General features: G+C 68.4%; 19 protein-coding genes. 8 read left to right on the forward strand and 11 right to left on the reverse strand.

All coding sequences use genetic code 11. The features are described 5' to 3' along the window. Positions 1 to 141 (forward strand): CorA family divalent cation transporter (locus VD964_RS14240; protein ID WP_324869244.1); only part of this gene is annotated, 141 nt, incomplete at its 5' end. A 372-nt stretch (positions 142 to 513) separates the two neighbouring features. On the opposite strand, the gene VD964_RS14245 is transcribed toward VD964_RS14240, so the two are convergent. Next, positions 514 to 3,210 (reverse strand): bifunctional acetate--CoA ligase family protein/GNAT family N-acetyltransferase, encoded by a 2,697-nt coding sequence (locus VD964_RS14245; RefSeq protein WP_324869230.1) that lies wholly within the window; start codon positions 3,208 to 3,210, stop codon positions 514 to 516. A gap of 267 nt (positions 3,211 to 3,477) precedes the next feature. Here VD964_RS14245 and VD964_RS14250 point away from each other — a divergent pair, with 267 nt between their 5' ends. Further along, positions 3,478 to 4,428 (forward strand): L-lactate dehydrogenase, encoded by a 951-nt coding sequence (locus VD964_RS14250; RefSeq protein ID WP_324869231.1) that lies wholly within the window; start codon positions 3,478 to 3,480, stop codon positions 4,426 to 4,428. 2 nt (positions 4,429 to 4,430) lie between these two features. Here VD964_RS14250 and VD964_RS14255 read toward each other — a convergent pair whose 3' ends face one another. Then, positions 4,431 to 5,336 (reverse strand): LysR family transcriptional regulator, encoded by a 906-nt coding sequence (locus tag VD964_RS14255; protein ID WP_324869232.1) that lies wholly within the window; start codon positions 5,334 to 5,336, stop codon positions 4,431 to 4,433. Between the two features lie 88 nt (positions 5,337 to 5,424). On the opposite strand from VD964_RS14255, the gene VD964_RS14260 reads away from it, so the two are divergent. After that, on the forward strand, positions 5,425 to 6,498 hold the full coding sequence (locus VD964_RS14260) for an NAD(P)H-binding protein (RefSeq protein WP_324869233.1): 1,074 nt from the start codon (positions 5,425 to 5,427) through the stop codon (positions 6,496 to 6,498). On the opposite strand, the gene VD964_RS14265 is transcribed toward VD964_RS14260, so the two are convergent. The 3 genes from VD964_RS14265 to ppa all read right to left on the reverse strand — a co-directional run bounded on the left by VD964_RS14265 (position 6,442) and on the right by ppa (position 7,553). After that, positions 6,442 to 6,645 (reverse strand): DUF2283 domain-containing protein, encoded by a 204-nt coding sequence (locus VD964_RS14265; RefSeq protein WP_324869234.1) that lies wholly within the window; start codon positions 6,643 to 6,645, stop codon positions 6,442 to 6,444. The two genes, VD964_RS14260 and VD964_RS14265, sit on opposite strands and share 57 nt — an antisense overlap. Beyond that, the gene (locus VD964_RS14270) at positions 6,642 to 6,905 is read right to left on the reverse strand and encodes a hypothetical protein (protein ID WP_324869235.1); all 264 of its coding nucleotides are present in this window, start codon (positions 6,903 to 6,905) and stop codon (positions 6,642 to 6,644) included. The genes VD964_RS14265 and VD964_RS14270 overlap by 4 nt, the downstream gene beginning before the upstream one ends. 90 nt (positions 6,906 to 6,995) lie before the next feature. Then, a complete protein-coding gene (gene ppa, locus VD964_RS14275; RefSeq protein WP_310111108.1) occupies positions 6,996 to 7,553 on the reverse strand; it encodes an inorganic diphosphatase in 558 nt (185 codons plus the stop codon). 164 nt (positions 7,554 to 7,717) lie between these two features. Here ppa and VD964_RS14280 point away from each other — a divergent pair, with 164 nt between their 5' ends. Together VD964_RS14280 and VD964_RS14285 are read left to right on the forward strand one after the other, a co-directional pair. Continuing rightward, positions 7,718 to 9,535, forward strand: a complete 1,818-nt coding sequence (locus tag VD964_RS14280; protein WP_324869236.1) for an extracellular solute-binding protein — start codon at positions 7,718 to 7,720, stop codon at positions 9,533 to 9,535. Between the two features lie 211 nt (positions 9,536 to 9,746). After that, positions 9,747 to 11,750 carry a HAMP domain-containing methyl-accepting chemotaxis protein gene (locus VD964_RS14285; RefSeq protein ID WP_324869237.1) on the forward strand — a complete coding sequence of 668 codons (2,004 nt, stop codon included), beginning with the start codon at positions 9,747 to 9,749 and terminating at the stop codon, positions 11,748 to 11,750. A gap of 72 nt (positions 11,751 to 11,822) precedes the next feature. Here VD964_RS14285 and VD964_RS14290 read toward each other — a convergent pair whose 3' ends face one another. Further along, positions 11,823 to 12,125 (reverse strand): 4a-hydroxytetrahydrobiopterin dehydratase, encoded by a 303-nt coding sequence (locus VD964_RS14290; RefSeq protein WP_194910044.1) that lies wholly within the window; start codon positions 12,123 to 12,125, stop codon positions 11,823 to 11,825. Positions 12,126 to 12,266: 141 nt separating this feature from the next. On the opposite strand from VD964_RS14290, the gene VD964_RS14295 reads away from it, so the two are divergent. Then, the gene (locus VD964_RS14295; protein WP_014249055.1) at positions 12,267 to 12,617 is read left to right on the forward strand and encodes a metallopeptidase family protein; all 351 of its coding nucleotides are present in this window, start codon (positions 12,267 to 12,269) and stop codon (positions 12,615 to 12,617) included. A 39-nt stretch (positions 12,618 to 12,656) separates the two neighbouring features. Here VD964_RS14295 and VD964_RS14300 read toward each other — a convergent pair whose 3' ends face one another. Next, the gene (locus VD964_RS14300; protein ID WP_414637149.1) at positions 12,657 to 13,256 is read right to left on the reverse strand and encodes a uracil-DNA glycosylase family protein; all 600 of its coding nucleotides are present in this window, start codon (positions 13,254 to 13,256) and stop codon (positions 12,657 to 12,659) included. Positions 13,257 to 13,260: 4 nt separating this feature from the next. Next, positions 13,261 to 14,001, reverse strand: a complete 741-nt coding sequence (gene cobB / locus VD964_RS14305) for a Sir2 family NAD+-dependent deacetylase (RefSeq protein ID WP_324869239.1) — start codon at positions 13,999 to 14,001, stop codon at positions 13,261 to 13,263. Positions 14,002 to 14,110: 109 nt separating this feature from the next. Here cobB and VD964_RS14310 point away from each other — a divergent pair, with 109 nt between their 5' ends. Together VD964_RS14310 and VD964_RS14315 are read left to right on the forward strand one after the other, a co-directional pair. Further along, positions 14,111 to 14,608: a low molecular weight protein-tyrosine-phosphatase gene (locus VD964_RS14310; protein ID WP_324869240.1), complete on the forward strand. Its 498-nt coding sequence runs from the start codon at positions 14,111 to 14,113 to the stop codon at positions 14,606 to 14,608. A gap of 68 nt (positions 14,609 to 14,676) precedes the next feature. Beyond that, positions 14,677 to 15,873 (forward strand): sensor histidine kinase, encoded by a 1,197-nt coding sequence (locus tag VD964_RS14315; RefSeq protein WP_324869241.1) that lies wholly within the window; start codon positions 14,677 to 14,679, stop codon positions 15,871 to 15,873. 22 nt (positions 15,874 to 15,895) lie between these two features. On the opposite strand, the gene VD964_RS14320 is transcribed toward VD964_RS14315, so the two are convergent. From VD964_RS14320 to VD964_RS14330, 3 genes are all read right to left on the reverse strand, one after another. Next, the gene (locus tag VD964_RS14320; RefSeq protein WP_349255955.1) at positions 15,896 to 16,366 is read right to left on the reverse strand and encodes a DUF2000 domain-containing protein; all 471 of its coding nucleotides are present in this window, start codon (positions 16,364 to 16,366) and stop codon (positions 15,896 to 15,898) included. A gap of 42 nt (positions 16,367 to 16,408) precedes the next feature. Continuing rightward, positions 16,409 to 17,260, reverse strand: coding sequence for an AraC family transcriptional regulator (locus tag VD964_RS14325; protein WP_324869242.1), 852 nt, complete (start codon positions 17,258 to 17,260; stop codon positions 16,409 to 16,411). A 27-nt stretch (positions 17,261 to 17,287) separates the two neighbouring features. After that, on the reverse strand, positions 17,288 to 17,798 hold a 511-nt coding region (locus VD964_RS14330), incomplete at its 5' end, for a FliG C-terminal domain-containing protein (RefSeq protein ID WP_324869243.1).

A 17,798-nucleotide genomic window follows, 5' to 3' on the forward strand; every position in this document is an offset into this window, starting at 1 on the left:
CTGATCGCGTCCGCCTACGGCATGAATTTCAAGCATATGCCGGAACTGGAGTGGAGTTTCGGCTATCCCATGGCCATCCTGCTGATGGTGCTGTCGGCCGTGGTCCCGCTCTGGTACTTCCGCCGCCGCGGCTGGCTGTAAGTCGCTGTAAGTCAAGGATAGGCTGGGCGCGCGCCTCACCGAATTCGACGCCGGTGGGGCGCGCCCGCGACGGCGCGTCGCAGTTCCTTGATTTCCCGATTTTGCGAGCGAAAGCCCTTCCGCAATACCTATGCGTGCGCCAGAGTGGCGCCGCGGACGGGATGGCGGACTGGCCGCCATCCCCGCCGCTTACGAGGAGTGAAGAGGATGATGCAAATCCTCAAGCTCCTGATCCTCGTTCTGGAGATCGTCAAGCGGATGCTTGACCTCTACCGGTAAGGATCGGGCCGGCGGGCAGGGGATACCAGCCTCTGCCCGCCAAGCCTGATATTGCCTCATCCATGCCTACAGTCAACCGCCGGTATAGCAACCTCACCCCGCCAACCCGCCGCCCAGTTCGATGCGGACCTCGACCACGCCGGGCTCGTCCAGGTTCTCCTTGCGCACGAAACCGAGCGCGCGGCACATGTTCAGCATGTTGGTGTTCTCGCGCAGAACCTCGCCATAGACTTCCCGGATGCCGCGCGAGCGGGCGTAATCCAGGATCTTGTTCATCAGGATATAGCCCAGCCCCTGGCCCTTCATGTCGGACCGCACCATCACCGCATATTCGGCGCGGCGGTTGTCGGGGTCGGCGGTGATGCGCACCACGCCATACATGATGGTGTCGCCGGTCTGCGGGTCTGGACCGACGGCGATCAGCCCCATCTCGCGGTCGTAGTCGATCTGGGTCAGGCGCGCCGCCGCCTGGTGCGACAGCCGCTTCAGCGGGGCGAAGAAGCGCAGGCGCAAATCCTCTGCCGTCTGGTTCTCCACCAGATGGTGCACCAGCGGCTCATCTTCCGGCAGGATCGGCCGGACGAAGAACTGGCGGCCGTCCTTGATGGTGATGCGGTCCTCCAGCGCCTTCGGATAGGGCCGGATCGCCAGCCGGGCCGCCCCGGGCAGGGCCGGCACGCCGACCTTGATGCGGGCGTCCAGCGCCATCACGCCGTTGGCGTCGGCCAGCAGCGGGTTGATGTCCATCTCCGCGATCTCGGGGAAATCGACCACCAGCTGGCTGACCTTGTTCAGCGTCAGCGCCACCGCGTCGAGATCGACCGCGGCGCGGGAGCGGAAGCCCTGCAACTGCCGGTGAATGCGGGTGCGGCTCATCTGCTCGGCCGCCAGCTTCATGTTCAGCGGCGGCAGGGCCAGCGCGTAATCCTCCACCACTTCCACGCCGATGCCGCCCTCGCCGAACAGCAGGACCGGGCCGAACATCTCGTTCTCGGTCATGCCGACGATCAGTTCGTAGGCATCGGGGCTGACGGCCATCTCCTGCACGGTGAAGCCTTCGATCTTCGCCTCGGGCGCCAGTTCGGCGACGCGGGCCAGCATCGCCTCCGCCTCCGCCTTCACGTTCTCCGGGCTGGTCAGGCCGAGAGCCACGCCGCCGACGTCGGACTTGTGGGTGATGTCGTGCGACAGGATCTTCAGCGCGATCGGGCCGCCGATGACGCGGGCGGCGTTCGCCGCCTCCTCCGGCGTTTCGGCGACGCGGGTGTCGACCACCGGAATGCCGTAGGCGGCCAACACGCGCTTGGCCTCATACTCGCTCAGCCACTCGCGCTTTTCCGCCATGGCGCGGGAGACCACCTTCTTCACGGTGATCTCGTCGGGCTGGAAATCCTCCGCCACGGACGGCGGGGTCTCCATCAGAAGCTGCTGGCTGCGGCGGTAGCGCACCAGATGCATGAAGGCGCGCACCGCGTCGGACGGGCCGTTGTAGGTCGGGATGCGGGCGTCGGCGAACAGCTTGCGCGCCTCCACCGCCGACTGGTCACCGATCCAGCTGGTCAGCACCGGGTGGCGGCGGGCCTTGTTGGCCTGCACAGTCTCCGCCACCGCCTGGGCGATGGCCTCGCTGTCGGTCAGGGCGGACGGGCAGTGCAGGACCAGGACCGCGTCGTTGCTGGTGTCCTGCATCAGCGCGTTCAACGCCTCGGCATAGCGCTTGGGCGTGGCGTCGGCCCCGATGCGCAGCGGATTGCGGAAGGGGGCGCCGCCCGGCTGCGGACCCAGAGCCTTGGCCAGCGCCTCCTGCGTCTCCGGCGCCATGGAGGCGAGCCGGCCGCCGGCCTGGATCAGCTTGTCGGTGGCCATGACGCCCATGCCGCCGCCGTTGGTCAGGATCGCCAGCCGGTCGCCGGTGATCGGCACCCCGGTGCCCAGCGTGCCGGCGGCGTCGAACAGTTCGGCCAGATCGTTCACCCGCAGCACGCCGGCGCGGCGGAACACCGCGTCATAGACCGCGTCCGACACCGCCAAGGCGCCGGTGTGCGAGGCTGCAGCCTCCTGCGCCTCGTCGGAGCGGCCGGCCTTGATGACGATCACCGGCTTCTGGCGCGAGGCGGAGCGGGCGGCCGACATGAATTTGCGGGCGTGCGTGATGCTCTCGATATAGAGCAGGATGGCGCGCACCGTGACGTCGGAGGCCAGATAGTCCAGCAGGTCGCCGAAATCCACGTCGCCGCGGTCGCCCAACGACACCAGATGCGAGAAGCCGATGCCGCGCGACGTCGCCCAGTCGGCGATGGAGGTCAGCACCATCGAGCTCTGCGCCACCAGCGCCACGTCGCCCTTGCGGGGCGCCACCGGCGCGAAGCTGGCGTTCATACCGCGGCCCGGCACCATGGCGCCCAGGCTGTTGGGGCCCAGCACCCGCATCAGATAGGGCTTTGCCGCGTCCAGCATCGCCTGGGTCTGGTCGGCGGACATGCCTTTGGTCATGACGATGGCGGCCTTGGTCCCGCGCTTGCCCAGCGCGTCGATGGTCGCCGCCACCGTGTCGGGTGCCGTGCAGATGACGCCTAGGTCCGGCGTGATCGGCAGGCTGTCCACCGTCTTGTAGGTCAGCACCCCTTCCACCGCGCGCTCGGTCGCGTTGACCGGCATCACCGGTCCGTCGAATCCGGCCTGGAACAGGTTGCGGGCCACCACGGCCCCCACCGTGCCCGGCTTGCGGCTGGCGCCGATCAGGGCGATGGAGGCGGGCTTGAACAGCTTGTCGAGGTTGCGAACGGTCATGACCGGATCCGGTGCTGGGAAAAGGCGCCGGCCCCAGTCTGCCACGGGTCGCCGACGGTTTTGATGACGAACAGCGCAAGCCCGGACTTTCATCCCAGCCATTTGCTGCGCCGCAACATTACGGGCTGGTATGACCATTGGGCAAGGGGCGTTTCGTCGCGCCTATGCAAAACCGCCCAGGCGGCACGATGCGCACTTGCGGCGGGACGCCGACCGTCGCCAAGCTGTCGGCCCACCGGACGCCAACTTGCGCAAAGGAGCCTGTTCATGAAGGTCGGAATCGTCGGGGCGGGGTTCGTCGGCAGCACCGCGGCCTTCGCCATGGTGACCACCGGCGCCGCGAGCGAGGTCGTGCTGGTCGACATGAACGAGGCGCTGGCCCAAGCCCAGGCCCAGGACATCGCCCATGCCGTGCCCTTCACCCATGCGGTCACCGTCCGTGCCGGCTCCTATGCCGCGCTGGAGGGGGCGGGCGTGGTCGTGCTGTCGGCCGGCGTTGCCCAGAAGCCGGGAGAAACCCGGCTGGAACTGCTGGAGCGCAATGCCAAGGTGTTCGGCGCCATCATTCCGGAGGTGCTGAAGGCCGCCCCAGACGCCGTTCTGCTGGTCGCCAGCAACCCGGTTGACGTGATGACGCAGATCGCGACCCGGATCAGTGGCCTCCCCCGCAACCGGGTCATCGGCTCCGGCACCGTTCTGGACACCGCGCGCTTCCGCGCCCTGCTGGCGGAGCAACTGGCGGTGACCCCGCGCTCCGTCCATGCCCATGTCGTCGGCGAGCATGGCGACTCGGAAGTTCTGCTGTGGTCGAGCGCCACCGTCGCCGGCCTGTCCGTCGAGCAGGCGGCCGACCAACTGCGCCGCAGCCTGACGGCGGAGGACCGCGCCGCCATCGACGAGGGGGTTCGCCGCGCCGCCTACCGCATCATCAACGGCAAGGGCCACACCGCCTTCGGCATCGCCGGCGGGCTGGCCCGGCTGGTGTCGGCCATCGGCGCTGACGAACGGATGGTGGCGACCTGCGCCATGCTGACCGACGATGTCTGCGGGGTGCCGCAGGTGGTGCTGTCGCTGCCGCGCGTCATCGGCGCCGGCGGCGTGCTCGACACCGTCCTGCCCAACCTGTCGGCGGAGGAGGAAGCCGCCCTGCGCCGCAGCGCCGAAATCCTGAAGGAGGCCGCCGACGGGGTGGAGCGCCGGATGGGCTGGGCCAGTTGACGCTACGTCATGTGATTTGCTGACACATGATCCACCAGGCCCGCCGCCAACCCGTCGAAGACGGCACGGCAGCGGGGGGTGGAGCGCAGATCCTCATGCATGGCGATCCACACCCCCATCGGCAACTCGAAGCGGTCGGCCAGCAGGCGGACCAGATCGGGGTTCCGCCGGGCAAGCGGGACCTGGCAGATGCCGATGCCGAACCCGGCCTCGATCGCCGCCAACTGCGCCAGATGGCTGTCGGTGCGCAGCGCAAAGCGGGGCAGGGTAAGGCCCGGCACACGCTGCATCATGGCGCGGATGTCCGGCGTCTCGCGGTCGAAACCGATCAGGCTGTGGCCGTCGAGCTCCTCCAGGCTGCATGGCGTGCCGTGGTGCTCCAGGTAGCGCCGGTGGGCATGCAGACCCAGCGCGATGCTGCCGACCCGCCGCACCAGCAACGCCTGCTGGTCCGGCTCCACCATGCGCACGGCGACATCGGCATCGCGTTGCAGCAGATTGTCGATGCCGTTGGACAGCACCAGCTCGACCTCCAGCGCCGGGTGGCTTTCCCGCAGGCCGGCCAGAATCGCCGGCAGGATGCGGGCGCCCACCACCTCGCTGGCGGTGACGCGTACGGTGCCGCGCACTTCCGCTCCCCATCCTGACGCCGTGCGCCACAGGCTGGCCGCCGCCGCATCCAATGCCTCCGCCTGCGGACGCAAGGCAAGCGCGGCGTCGGTCGGATCGAGTCCGCGTGGCGAGCGCACGAAAAGCGTGCCGCCGACAGCCTCCTCCAGCGCCGCGACATGGCGGGCGAGGGTGGGTTGCGTCAACCCCAGGGCGCGTGCCGCCGCAGACAGCGACCCTTCACGGATCACCGCCAGGAAACTGCGGTAGAGATCCCAACTGGGTGGTGGCGGGCTCATCGATTTCAGTATAACGACTAGTCAAAGTTCGACAATTCCGTTCATCCGTTCCCGACCCCATCCTTCTCCCATCACGAAGCGAAAAGCGATGGAGGCAGCGATGGAGCGGCAGGCGATCGGCAAGGGCAGGACCGCCTTGGTTCTGGGTGCGACCGGCGGAATCGGCGGCGAGATGGCGCGGGCGCTGGCGGCACGCGGCTGGACGGTGCGCGGTCTGCGCCGCAAACCGGCGGATCGGCTGCAACGGGACAGAATACAGTGGATGTTCGGCGATGCGATGAATGCCGCCGATGTGGCGACGGCGGCCGAGGGCGCCGCGCTGATCGTCCATGCGGTGAATCCGCCGGGCTACCGGCATTGGGACCGGTTGGTTCTACCCATGCTGGACAACAGCATCGCCGCGGCCCGTGCCAATGATGCCCGCATCCTGCTGCCCGGCACCGTCTACAACTACGGCCCCGACGTCTTCCCGCTGATCCCGGAGACTGCGGCGCAGAACCCGCTCACCCGCAAGGGTGCCATCCGGGTGGAGATGGAGCGTCGCCTGCATCGCGCGGTGGGGCAGGGGGCGAAGCTGCTGATCCTGCGCTGCGGCGACTTCTTCGGTCCGCAGGCGGGCAACAGTTGGTTCAGCCAGGGATTGCTGACACCCGGCAAGCCGCCGACCCGGATCAACCAACCGGGCCGGCCGGGAATCGGCCATCAATGGGCCTATCTGCCCGACGTGGCGGAAACCGCGATGCGCCTGCTCGACCGCGAGGCGGAGTTGGGCGACGACGCGATGTTCCACATGGATGGACACTGGGATGCCGATGGCGGCCGGATGGTCGCGGCCATCGTCCGCGCATTGGGCGAGCCGGATCTGCCGGTGCGGCGGATGCCCTGGTGGGTGCTGCGGCTGGCCGGTCTGGCAGTGCCGCTGTTCCGCGAACTCAGCGAGATGCGCTATCTGTGGCAGGAACCGGTGCGGCTCGACAACCGCCGCCTTCTGGCCTTCCTGGGCGAGGAACCGCACACACCGCTGGATCTGGCGGTGCGCAGGACGCTTGCCGGGTTGGGGCATTTGCCTGCGCAAGGGGAGGACAGTTCCGGACGCAACCGAGCCTTATTCGGCGGCCAGCGGCATCAGGATCAGGCGCCCGATCAGATCGGTCTTGGTTGAGGCGTGCTGGATATCATAGCCCACAGGTTCGCCATCGGCGCCGAAATCGACCATCACATCGGGTTCGATCTCGACCGTCCGTTTCGAAGGCAGCGGACGAACTTCAATATACAAGCTGTCGGTGCCCGGATCGTAACTGGTTTTCATGACGTGTACTGCTCGTCAGGAAACGCGTTGTGAACGGTAACGCCGTCTGACAATAGCACGATGCGCAGAAAGCAGCGGAGCGTTTCCGAATACCCATAAAGACGGATGCGACCGTCCGGCTGAACGATGCGTGTTTCCGGTCGGTTGATGATGCGTTTGATCTCCAGTGGATCAAGATCGGGACGGCGCGGCAGAACGTCGAAAGCGAAATAGCGGGTTCGCCAAAATGGCGGCGGAGGAAGACGTTCCGGTTCGGCCATGGCGTCCCTCATTCGCTGCAAGGGTAAAGCGACCGGCGTCAAGATGCTGACGCCGGTCGATTCAGCGGCGATTGAGAATCGCGGTAATCCTCAGACCACCGGACCCGGGATGCCCTTGTTGGCTTCCTGGGCGCGGGCCAGGCCTTCCTCGATCTTCTTGGCGGCCTCGTTGGCGTCGCCCCAGCCGCGGACCTTCACCCACTTGTTCTTCTCGAGATCCTTGTAGTGCTCGAAGAAGTGGGCGATCTGCTCGATCACGATCGACGGCAGGTCGGTGTAGTTCTTCACGTCGGTGTAGAAGGGGTGCAGCTTGTCGACCGGAACGGCCAGCAGCTTCTCGTCCTCGCCGGCCTCGTCCTCCATGTACAGGACGCCGATGGGACGCGAGCGCAGGACCGCACCCGGGACGACGCCGTGCTGGCCGACGACGCAGACGTCCACCGGATCGCCGTCACCCGACAGGGTGTGCGGGATGAAGCCGTAGTTGCAGGGATAGAACATCGCGGTGTGCAGGAAACGGTCGACGAACACCGCGCCCGATTCCTTGTCGACTTCGTACTTCACCGGCTGGCCGCCGATCGGAATCTCGATGACGACGTTCACGTCCCAGGGGGCATTCTTACCCGCGGCGAGCTTGCTCAGATCCATGTATCGCGTTCCTTCGACTGGCGTATTCAGGGCACGTTCTTGTTTCGGCGCCGATGCCCGGTCCGGCGCCACGCGGGGCCGGAGTTTAGGCGGAACGCCGATCAAGGCCAAGGAACTTGCGTGGGCTCTTGCGCAGGTGCGGCAAAGGGGCAACCCTGCCGGGCATGGCCCGCCCGATCATCCTGCTCCTCATCCTTCTGGCTTTGCCGGCGCTCCGTCCGGCATGCGCGGTAGCCTCCGAACACGGCACGCCGACGCACGGCATAGCCATGCACGGCGATCTGGCATTGCCGCCGGATTTCACCGCCTTCCCCTACGTCGACCCGGCCGCGTCGAAGGGCGGAACCATCCGGCAGGCGGTGACCGGCAGCTTCGACAGCCTCCACCCGCACATCGTCAAGGGCATCCCCGCGCTGGGCCTGGGCTATGTGTTCGAGACGCTGCTGACGAGGTCGTGGGACGAGCCCTTCTCGCTCTACGGCCTGCTGGCCGACCGGGTGGAGGTGGCCGGCGACCGCTCCGCCGTCACCTTCCGCATCGATCCCAAGGCACGCTGGCACGACGGGACGCCGGTGACCGCCGCCGACGTGCTGTTCTCCCTGGAGATGCAGCGGCGGCACGGCACGCCCAACCGCCGCCTGTTCTACGCCAAGGTCGCGGTGGCCGAGACACCGGATCCGCAGACCGTCCGCTTCGCCTTCGCCTCCAACCCGGACGGAACCATCGACCGCGAGATGCCGCTGCTGATGGGGCTGATGCCGATCCATTCCAAGGCCTTCTGGACCGGCCGCGACTTCAACCGTACGACGCTGGAGCCGATCCTGGGCAGCGGTCCCTACCGCATCGCCGCCGTCGATCCGGGAAGGCGCATCGTCTACGAGCGGGTGCGCGACTATTGGGGCCGCGACCTGCCCACCCGTGTCGGGCAGTTCAACGCCGACCGGCTGGAATTCGACTATTACCGCGACGACTCCGTGGCGCTGGAGGCGTTCAAGGCCGGGCAGGGAGACGTTCGGTACGAGAGCGACCCGGCCAAATGGGCCACCGGCTACGACGGCCCGGCCCTGCGCGACGGCCGTATCGTGCGGGAGGAACTGCCGAACCGGCGGCCGGAGCCGGCGCGCGGCCTGATCTTCAACACCCGCCGGCCGATCTTCGCCGATGTGCGGGTGCGCCGGGCGCTGGGGATGGCGACCGACTTCGACTGGATCGGCCGCAACCTGTTCCACGGGCTGCTGACCCGCACCGCCAGCTATTACCCCAACTCCGAACTTGCCGCCCGCGGCCTGCCGGAGGGGGAGGAGTTGCGGGCGCTGGAGCCTTTCCGCGACCGGTTGCCGCCGGACCTGTTCTCACACCCTTTCGCCCTGACGGATGGCGGGACCGGCAGCGGCCCGGCGGGCCTGCGCGCCAGCCGGCGCGAGGCGTTGCGGCTGCTGGAGCAGGCCGGCTGGCGGGTGCGCGACGGCCGGCTGACCGATGCGACCGGGAATCGTTTCGTCTTCGAAATCCTACTTGCCGATCCGTCGGAGGAGCGGGTGGCGCTGGAATTCGCCCGCTCGCTGGAGCCGCTGGGGATCGAAGCACGCATCCGCACGGTGGACAGCGCCCAGTTCCAGGGGCGGCTGGACCGTTTCGATTTCGATATGACTCTGCGCTGGTGGGCCTCCAGCCTGTCTCCCGGAAACGAGCAGCTCTATTACTACGGGTCCGACGCGGCCGGGCAGGAGGGTAGCCGCAACCTTGCCGGTATCCGCGACCCGGTGGTCGACGAACTCGCCCGCTCCATCGCCGCGGCCACCACGCGTGCGGAGTTGGTCGGGCGGGTGCGGGCGCTGGACCGGGTGCTGCTGTGGGGACACTACATGGTCCCACTTTTCCACAGCCCGGTGGACCGGATCGCCCGCTGGGCGACCTTGCGGCGTCCAGCCCTCACACCGCTGTATGGACCGATGGTGGAAAGCTGGTGGGTGGCGCCCTAAGCCCTCACCAAACGCGTGGGTTTCCGTTGATGATTTGTTGTGCAACCCCTGACAGGCGGACGATCAGGACGGCCCCTGACTGACGCCCGGCGAACGATCGTTGCTAACATTGCCCCTAAATCTATGTATCGCGCCACGCGGGGGACATCGGATGAATATCCGCGCGAAAGTTTTGTGCGCAAATGTTCTGATCGCCGCCTTTCCGATCTGCATGGCCGTCGTCCTTGCGTGGAACGCCGTGGCCGATCTCCGGCAGCGCCACCGGACGGAAGACTCGCTTTCGGCATTCCAGGCGACGCTGCAGGTCGGCCCCCTGCTGGCGAGCGAACGCGGGCGCTGGGCGGTTGCCTTCGACAGCGACAAGCCGCTGGACACCGCCGCGGCCCAGCCGCTGGAGGCCGCCATCGCCGCCAGCGATGCGGCTCTGACCAGGGCCCGCGAGCAGATCGAGGCCGCCGGCCTGGTCCCCACCCCGATCGTCACCGCCGCCAACCAGCTGAAGGCGGCGCGGACGGCTGCCCGGCAGGCGGCGGAGCAGGCCAAGGCGGCCCGGCCGGCGACCATCGCCGCGGCCACCGTCGATGCCATCGCCGCGGCAAACCAGAATGTCGGCAAGGCCATCGACGACACCTACCGCTCCACCATCGTCAACGGTCCCGACCTGTTCGGTCACGTCAATCTGGCGCGTCTGGCCCAGGACATGCGCGATGTCGGCGGCACCCGCTCCGCGTCCGTCGGGCTGTTCGTCGGCGGCATGGCCTTCGGGCCGGAGCGGCTGCAGGCGGCGACCGAGATGACCGGCAGGATCGGCGGGCTCTGGCAGATGATGCAGCAGGCGGTGCTCAATCTCGGCAACCCGCCGGAGTTGACCAGGGCGCTGGAGCATGTGCGCACCACCATGATGACGGAGGGCGAAAAGCGCTTCCAGAGCGTCATCGACGCCGCCCGCAAGGGCGCACCGCCGCCGGTGACGCTGCCCGACTGGCGTCCCTGGGTGACGCCGATGCTGAACAACATTCTGACGATGCGCGACGCCGCCCTTTCGGTGGCGCACGAGACGAACCGGGAAAGCGTGGCCCAGGCCTGGACCCAGCTGGTCCTTGCCGGGCTGGTCCTGGCGGCGGTCTGCATCACCTTCGGCATCGTCCTGATCGTGCTGTCGGCCCAGGTCACGCGGCGTCTGGGGTCGCTCACCTCCACCGTCGTCCGGCTGGCCGACGGCGACCTCGGCGTCGACATCGCCTATTCCAAGCTGCCGGACGAGATCGGCGCGATGGCGCGGGCGATCCAGGTGCTGAAGGAAAGCGCCATCGAACGCGTGCGCCTGGAATCCGAACAGGAGGCCCAGCATGCCGCCCGCGAGAAGCGCGCCGCCGCCGTCGAACGGATGGTCCAGGGCTTCGACCGCGCGGTGTCGGCCATCCTGACCAGCGTGTCCGGCGCTTCCACTCAGTTGAGCGAGACCGCCGAATCCATGGCGGCGCTGGCGGAGGAGACCAGCCGTCAGGCTTCCGCCTCCACCTCCGCGGCGGAGCAGACGTCGGTGAACGTGCAGACCGTGGCCTCGGCGACGGAGGAGATGACCGCCTCGATCCGCGAGATCGGCGAACAGGTCTCCCGGTCCAACGGCGTCGCCGCCCAGGCGGTGCGCGAGGCGCAGGACACCACCGGCTCCGTCCGCAATCTGGCCGAAGAGGTCGCGCGCATCGGCGAGGTGGTCAAGCTGATCCAGGACATCGCCAGCCAGACCAACCTGCTGGCGTTGAACGCGACCATCGAGGCGGCGCGGGCGGGGGAGGCCGGCAAGGGCTTCGCCGTCGTCGCCAGCGAGGTGAAGCAATTGGCGAACCAGACCGCCAAGGCGACGGAGGACATCTCCGCCCAGATCAACAGCGTGCAGAGCGCCACGCGCGGCACGGTGAACGCCATCGAGGGGATCGGCGGCACCATCGGCACGATGAACGAGATCGCCGCCACCATCGCCGCCGCCATCGAGGAGCAGAGCGCCACCACGTCGGAGATTTCCCGCAACGTCCAGCAGGCGGCCCAGGGCACCGGCGAGGTCAGCGGCAACATCGCCCAGGTGCACGAGGCGGCGGCCCAGACCGGCCGGGCGGCGTCGCAGGTGCTGGACGCCTCCACCGGCCTGTCGCGCCAGGCGGATGACCTGCGCCGCGAGGTGGAGACCTTCCTGGCCGGCATCCGCGCGGCCTGACCGTCATCGGCCTTTCTCTCAAGGCGGCGCTTCTCCCAAGGCGGGAGAAGCGCCGTTCTTCGGCTTGCGGACCTACCGGTCGTGCAGCGGCGCCATCTGGTCCAGGCGGTGGGCGAAGTCGATGTCGGCCGGGGTCACGGCGTCGGCGCTGCGGGTGTAGAGGATCACCTCCACCCGGCCGAGGTCGTTGAACCATTCGGGATGATGGCCGGTCTTCTCGGCCAGCAGGGCGACCTGGTTCATGAACCCCCAGGCGGCCGGAAAATCGGCGAAATGGTAGGTCTTGCGGATGGCGTCGCGTTCCAGCACCTCCGACCAGCCGTGCAGTTCCTTCAGTGCCGTCTGGCGATGCGCGCCGACCAAACGATCGGACATGATGACCTCCCTTTCTTCCGTCCCTCTTTTGCCGCCCGCAGCTTCTTGGCGAACGGGCGGCGGTCCGCTACCTTCTGCGGCATGATACGGAAACCTTCAGGTCCCCATACGGTTCCGCCCACGGTCGAAGACCTGGAGCGCATGGCCGAAGAAGCGCTTGAAACCATCCCTGCGGAGCTTCTGGCCCCGGTCGGGAACCTCGTCATCCATGTCGAGGATTTTCCCGATGAGGATACCGAGCGGGAGATGGAGCTGGAAAGCCCATTCGACCTGCTGGGGCTGTACCGGGGGGTGGATCTGACGCGGCAAAGCGTCGCCGACCTGCGCGGCGGGCCGGACATGATCTTCCTCTACCGCCGTCCGATCCTGGATTACTGGTGCGAGACGGGGGAGGAGTTGCCGGCCATCGTCCGCCATGTCCTGATCCACGAGATCGGCCACCATTTCGGCTTTTCCGACGACGACATGGAGCGGATCGAGACGATGGAGTAAGGGGGCGGAGTAGGGGGGGCGGAGTAGGGGCGTCCCGCCTCAGGCCTTCAGCGCCTCTGCCACCCGGCGGCGCAGCGCCGGCACCAACTCCTCCTCGAACCAGGGGTTCCGGTTCAGCCAGGCGGTGTTGCGCCAGCTCGGATGCGGCAGCGGGATGTAGGCCGGGCCGTAGTCGCGCCAGTTCGCCACCGTCTCCGTCATCGTCGCCTTGCGGCGGTCGCCCAGATAGCGCGCCTGGGCGTACTGTCCGATCAGCAGGGTCAGCCGCACGCCCGACAGCGCCTCCAGCACAGGTGGGTGCCACAGCGGGGCGCATTCGGGCCTCGGCGGGTAATCGCCGCCCTTCGGCATCGTTCCGGGATAGCACAGCCCCATCGGCACCACGGCGATGCGGGATTCGTCGTAGAAGGCGGTCCGGTCCATCGCCAGCCATTTGCGCAGCCGGTCGCCGGACGCGTCGTCCCAGGGGATGCCGCTGGCATGAACCCGCGCGCCGGGTGCCTGCCCGACGATCAGCAGGCGGGCGGTGGGGGTGCCGCGCAGAACCGGGCGGCAGCCATGCAGCAGGACGCCCGCACACAGCGTGCAGGCGCGCACCGTCGCGAACAGGCGGTCCAGGTCGGAACCGCCCTCAACCATGTCATCAGACAAGCGTCAGCAAATCCTGAACGAAGGCCGGCACCACCTGGGTCGCCGGACCGTTGATCGAGCTGTGGAAATAGGAAGCTCCTTCCGACGGTTCCAGGTTCAGCTCGACCGTATAGGCGCCGGCCGACCGCGCCTCCGCCACGAAGCCGGCGGCGGGGTAGACATGGCCGGACGTGCCGATCGACACGAACAGGTCGCATTCCTCCAGCGCTCGCTGGATGCGCTCCATCTGGTAGGGCATCTCGCCGAACCAAACCACGTCCGGCCGCATACCGCCCTTGCGCCCGCAGGTCAGGCAATGGTCGTGCACCGACAGGTCGCCCTGCACCTCGACCACCGTGCGGCAATGCAGGCAGAAGGCTTTCAGCAACTCGCCATGCATGTGAAGCGGCGCCTTCGATCCGCCGCGCTCGTGCAGGTCGTCGATGTTCTGGGTCACCAGCAGGACATCGCCCTTCCAGCGCCGCTCCAGCTCCGCCAGCGCCCGGTGCGCGGCGTTGGGCTGCACCGCCGGGTCGGCGAGGCCGCGGCGGCGGTCGTTGTAGAAGCGGTGGACGAGGTCCGGGTTGCGCGCGAAGCCCTGCGGCGTCGCCACATCCTCCAGATCGACCTGGCTCCAGATGCCGTCGGCGCAGCGGAAGGTGTCCAGCCCAGATTCCTTGGAAATCCCGGCCCCGGTCAGGATGACGATCGAGTCGGTCGGACGCAGGCGGTTGGTCAGCGCGGGTGAGGGCATGAGGCTCCCCTTAGCGGTTCGGAAACCGGTCATGTGGAAAACTGCTGCGGCGTACGCTCGTCGCGCCCGGAAGTAAAGCCGCTGAAAAGAAAGAAGGGGGATACCGCAGGTGGTCAAGGTCCTGTTCGTCTGCACGGGCAACATCTGCCGCTCGCCGACCGCCGAGGGGATGTTCCGCCATCTGGCCGAGAGCGCTGGGCTCGGGCCGCATGTGATCGCCGATTCCGCCGGCACCCACAGCTATCATGTCGGCGAGCCGCCCGACCCGCGCACGCGGCAGGCGGCGCTGGCCCGCGGCGTCGACCTGTCGGCCCTGCGCGCCCGCAAGGTGGTTGCGGCCGACTTCACCCGCTTCGACCATATCCTGGCGATGGACCACGGCCATCTGGCCCAGCTGAGCCGCATCGTTCCAGCCGGCGCCACGGCATCGCTCCGCCTGTTCCTGGACGACGCGCCGGGGTTTGAGGACCGCGAGGTTCCCGATCCCTATTACGGCGGTCCGGACGGGTTCGAAGAGGTTCTGGACCTGTGCGAGGCCGGATCGCGCGGTCTGCTGGACCGCCTGATGCGCGAAAGCAAGTTTCCGATTCGCGAACGCATCGGTTAACGTCTCGCTGTGCCCCGGCCGCTTGGTTTATGCTGCCGGGATTAGCCCTTTCGGAGCATCCGTCCGCCATGACCAGCGCAGCCACCGGCACCACCACGCCCGGCGGGATCCTCGACGGCATCGTCCTGTTCGAGGCCTTCTCGCCGGAGGAGCGCGCGGCCGTGGCCTCGCGCGGGCGGGTGTTCGATGCACCGGCCGGCACGGTGCTGATGCGCGAGGGCGACGGCGCCAGTTCGCTTTACGTGCTGTTGGACGGCACGGTGCGGGTGGTGCGCAACGACCAGTTCGGCGGTCAGGTGGAGGTCGGATTCCGCCGGGCCGGCGACTGTTTCGGCGAGATGGCGCTGATCGACGGCGGCGCCCGCTCCGCCTCGGTGATCGCCGCCACGCCGGTGACGGTGTTCGAGCTGGAGCGCGACCTGTTCCTGGCGCTGATCTCCCCCTCGCCCGATCTGCTGGCGAAGCTGCTGCGCGAACTCAGCCGGATGATCCGCGAGGTGTCGGAACGGGTGGTGCGCGAGGATCTGGAGCGCCGCACGCGCATCGCCGAATCGGCACTGGCCCGCCAGCGCGCCATCACCCAGGCGGTGACCGGGCTGGCGCACGAGTTGAACACGCCGCTCGGCGTCTGCGTCACCGCCGCCAGCCACCTGCAGGAGTTGGCCCGTCCCGGCAACGGCCCGCTCGCGACCGAGGAGTTGCGGGAACCGGCCGCCCTGCTCGACGCCAACCTCTCCCGCGCGGTGGACCTGGTGGAGGCGTTTTCCGCCATCGCCGCCTGCCAGAACGCCGAACCGCTGGAGGCGCTGGACCTGCGCCAGACGGCGGGCGATATCGCGGCGCTGTTCGCCGTCCAGCATCCGGACCTGCCGTTGGCCTTGCGGGTGATGCCGGGCGCCCCCTGTCCCTGGATCGGCTGCACCCAACCGCTGGAGCGGGTGCTGCACCACCTGTTCGCCAACGCCGCCGCCCATGGCTATTCCGGCGGTCCCGGCGCCGTCGAGGTGGCGGTGGAGTCGGCGACGCTGGATGCGGTACCGGCCTGGAACCTGATCGTCCGCGATCGCGGCGCCGGCATCGCGGCGGAGCATCTGCCGCTCCTGACCGATCCCTTCTTCACCACCGCCCGCGGCCGCGGCCACAAGGGGCTGGGGCTGGCAGTGGTCTTCAACACGGTGACCGGCCCGCTCGGCGGCAGGGTCGCCTTCGACAGCACGCCGGGGGCCGGCACCACGGTGACGATCACCCTGCCGCAGGAGCTGTAAGGGCGGAAAAGACCGTCGCCTCCTACCCGTGCAGGACGAGCCCCTTCACCGTCTTGTCCACCGCCTTCTTCGGCCCGCGCAGGGCCAGACCGACCAGATCGGGAGCAGCCGGGTCTTCGGCCCGGAAAGCGGCGCGGTTGGCGGCATCGTGCCCGGTGGCGAACATCGCGGCGACATAGGGCACCAGCGTCAGCCCCCGGTCCAGGGCGCTGTCGCGGACGGCCCTTAGCTGGTCGCCGTCGGCGGCGAAGATCATGATCGGTTGGCCGAGCATGCGGCCATAGCGGCGGTCGGCAGCGTCGACATAGGGCTCGCCCAGCGCTTCGGGGGCCGCGGCGGCGACGCCGGTGGCCAGGAAGGCGGCGACATTCAGCTTCTGCCACGCGGCCAAGTCGGCGCGGATGACCAGCGCGACCTTGGTGTCGAAGCGGACGGGTGCTTCGGAGGACGTGGTTTCTGTCATCAGGCTGTTGGACATCGGGCTGTCGGGCATGGGAGGTCTCCTTCGCCCATCCAGATGCCGGATGATCGCGCCTCAGTCTGGAACGTTCGTGCACAGATCGCGGTAGGCGGCGGGCGTCATGCCGTAGGCGCGGCGGAACCAGCGGCCGAGATGGCTCTGGTCGGCGAACCCGACCTCCGCGGCGACCAGGGCCGGCGCCTCGCCGTCGGCCAGCCGGCGCCGCGCGGCGCGCAGGCGCAGCCTGACCAGATAGGCATGCGGGGACAGGCCGAAGGCGGTGCGGAAGGCGCGGTTCAATCGGAAACGGTCGACACCGGCCGCGGCCGACAGCTCGTCGAGCCCGACATCCTCGGCCATGCGGGCGTGCAGCAGGTCGCGCGCCAGGGCGGCGGCGCGGTCGGGACGCAGGCGTTGGCGGTCCGGCGGCGGAGCGAGATGGCCGGCCAGCCTTGCCGCCAGACGGTCCAGCGACAGGTCGCGGGCAAGCCGCCCCTCCCCGCGGTGAAGGGCCAGGAAGGCGGACAGGATCGTCGCGGCAAGTCCGGGATCGTCGGCCAGCGTGTCACGGAAGCCCAAAGAGCCGGCGGCGCGCGGTATCAAGCCCTTCAAGGCGTCGGTGCGCGCGGTCAGCAGCGGCACCGGGAGGTAGAGCATGGCGTAGGTGAAGCCGTCCTCTTCGGGGCTGTGGCCGTCATGGGCCTCGCCGGGTTCGATCAGGATGACGCGGCCGGGAGTGCTGGTGTGCAGCCGCCGCCGGCAGCGGAAGGCCTGCACCCCCTGTTCGGTGACGCCGACCAGCAGTTCGTCATGGTCGTGCAGGTCATAGGCATGGCCGCGGAAATGGGCGCGGATGGTCTCGATGCCGGTCTCCGCATCACGGCGGACCGCCACCCAATCCTGCTTGCCGTCCGCCATGCGTCCCATGCGGCACCCCTATGGCCGGATCGCCGGTCAGTAGATCAGCTCGTTCTCGCCGCCGCCTTCGGAGATGACCAGTTCGCCGCGGGCGGCGAGATCCTTGGCCAGCTGGACCATGTACATCTGCGCCTCGTCCACGTCGCGGACGCGGACCGGACCCATGGCGGCCATGTCCTCGCGCAGGATCTTGGCGGCGCGCTCGGACATGTTGGAGAAGAACAGGTCCTTCAGCGTTTCCGATGCGCCCTTCAGCGCGGTGCCCAGCTTCTGCTTGTCCACCGTGCGCAGCAGGGTCTGGACGCCGCCGGGGTCGAGCTTCGACAGATCCTCGAAGGTGAACATCAGCGACTTGATGCGCTCGGCGCTGTCGCGGTTGCGCTCCTCCAGGGCCGCCATGAAGCGGTGCTCGGTGGTGCGGTCCAGCCCGTTGAAGATCTCCGCCAGCATCTCGTGGCTGTCGCGGCGGCTGGTGCGGGCGAGGTTGGTCATGAACTCGGTGCGCAGCGTGCGCTCCACGTCGTCCAGAACCTCCTTCTGCACCGCC

The organism is Azospirillum sp. (assembly GCF_035628975.1).
GTDB lineage: Bacteria > Pseudomonadota > Alphaproteobacteria > Azospirillales > Azospirillaceae > Azospirillum.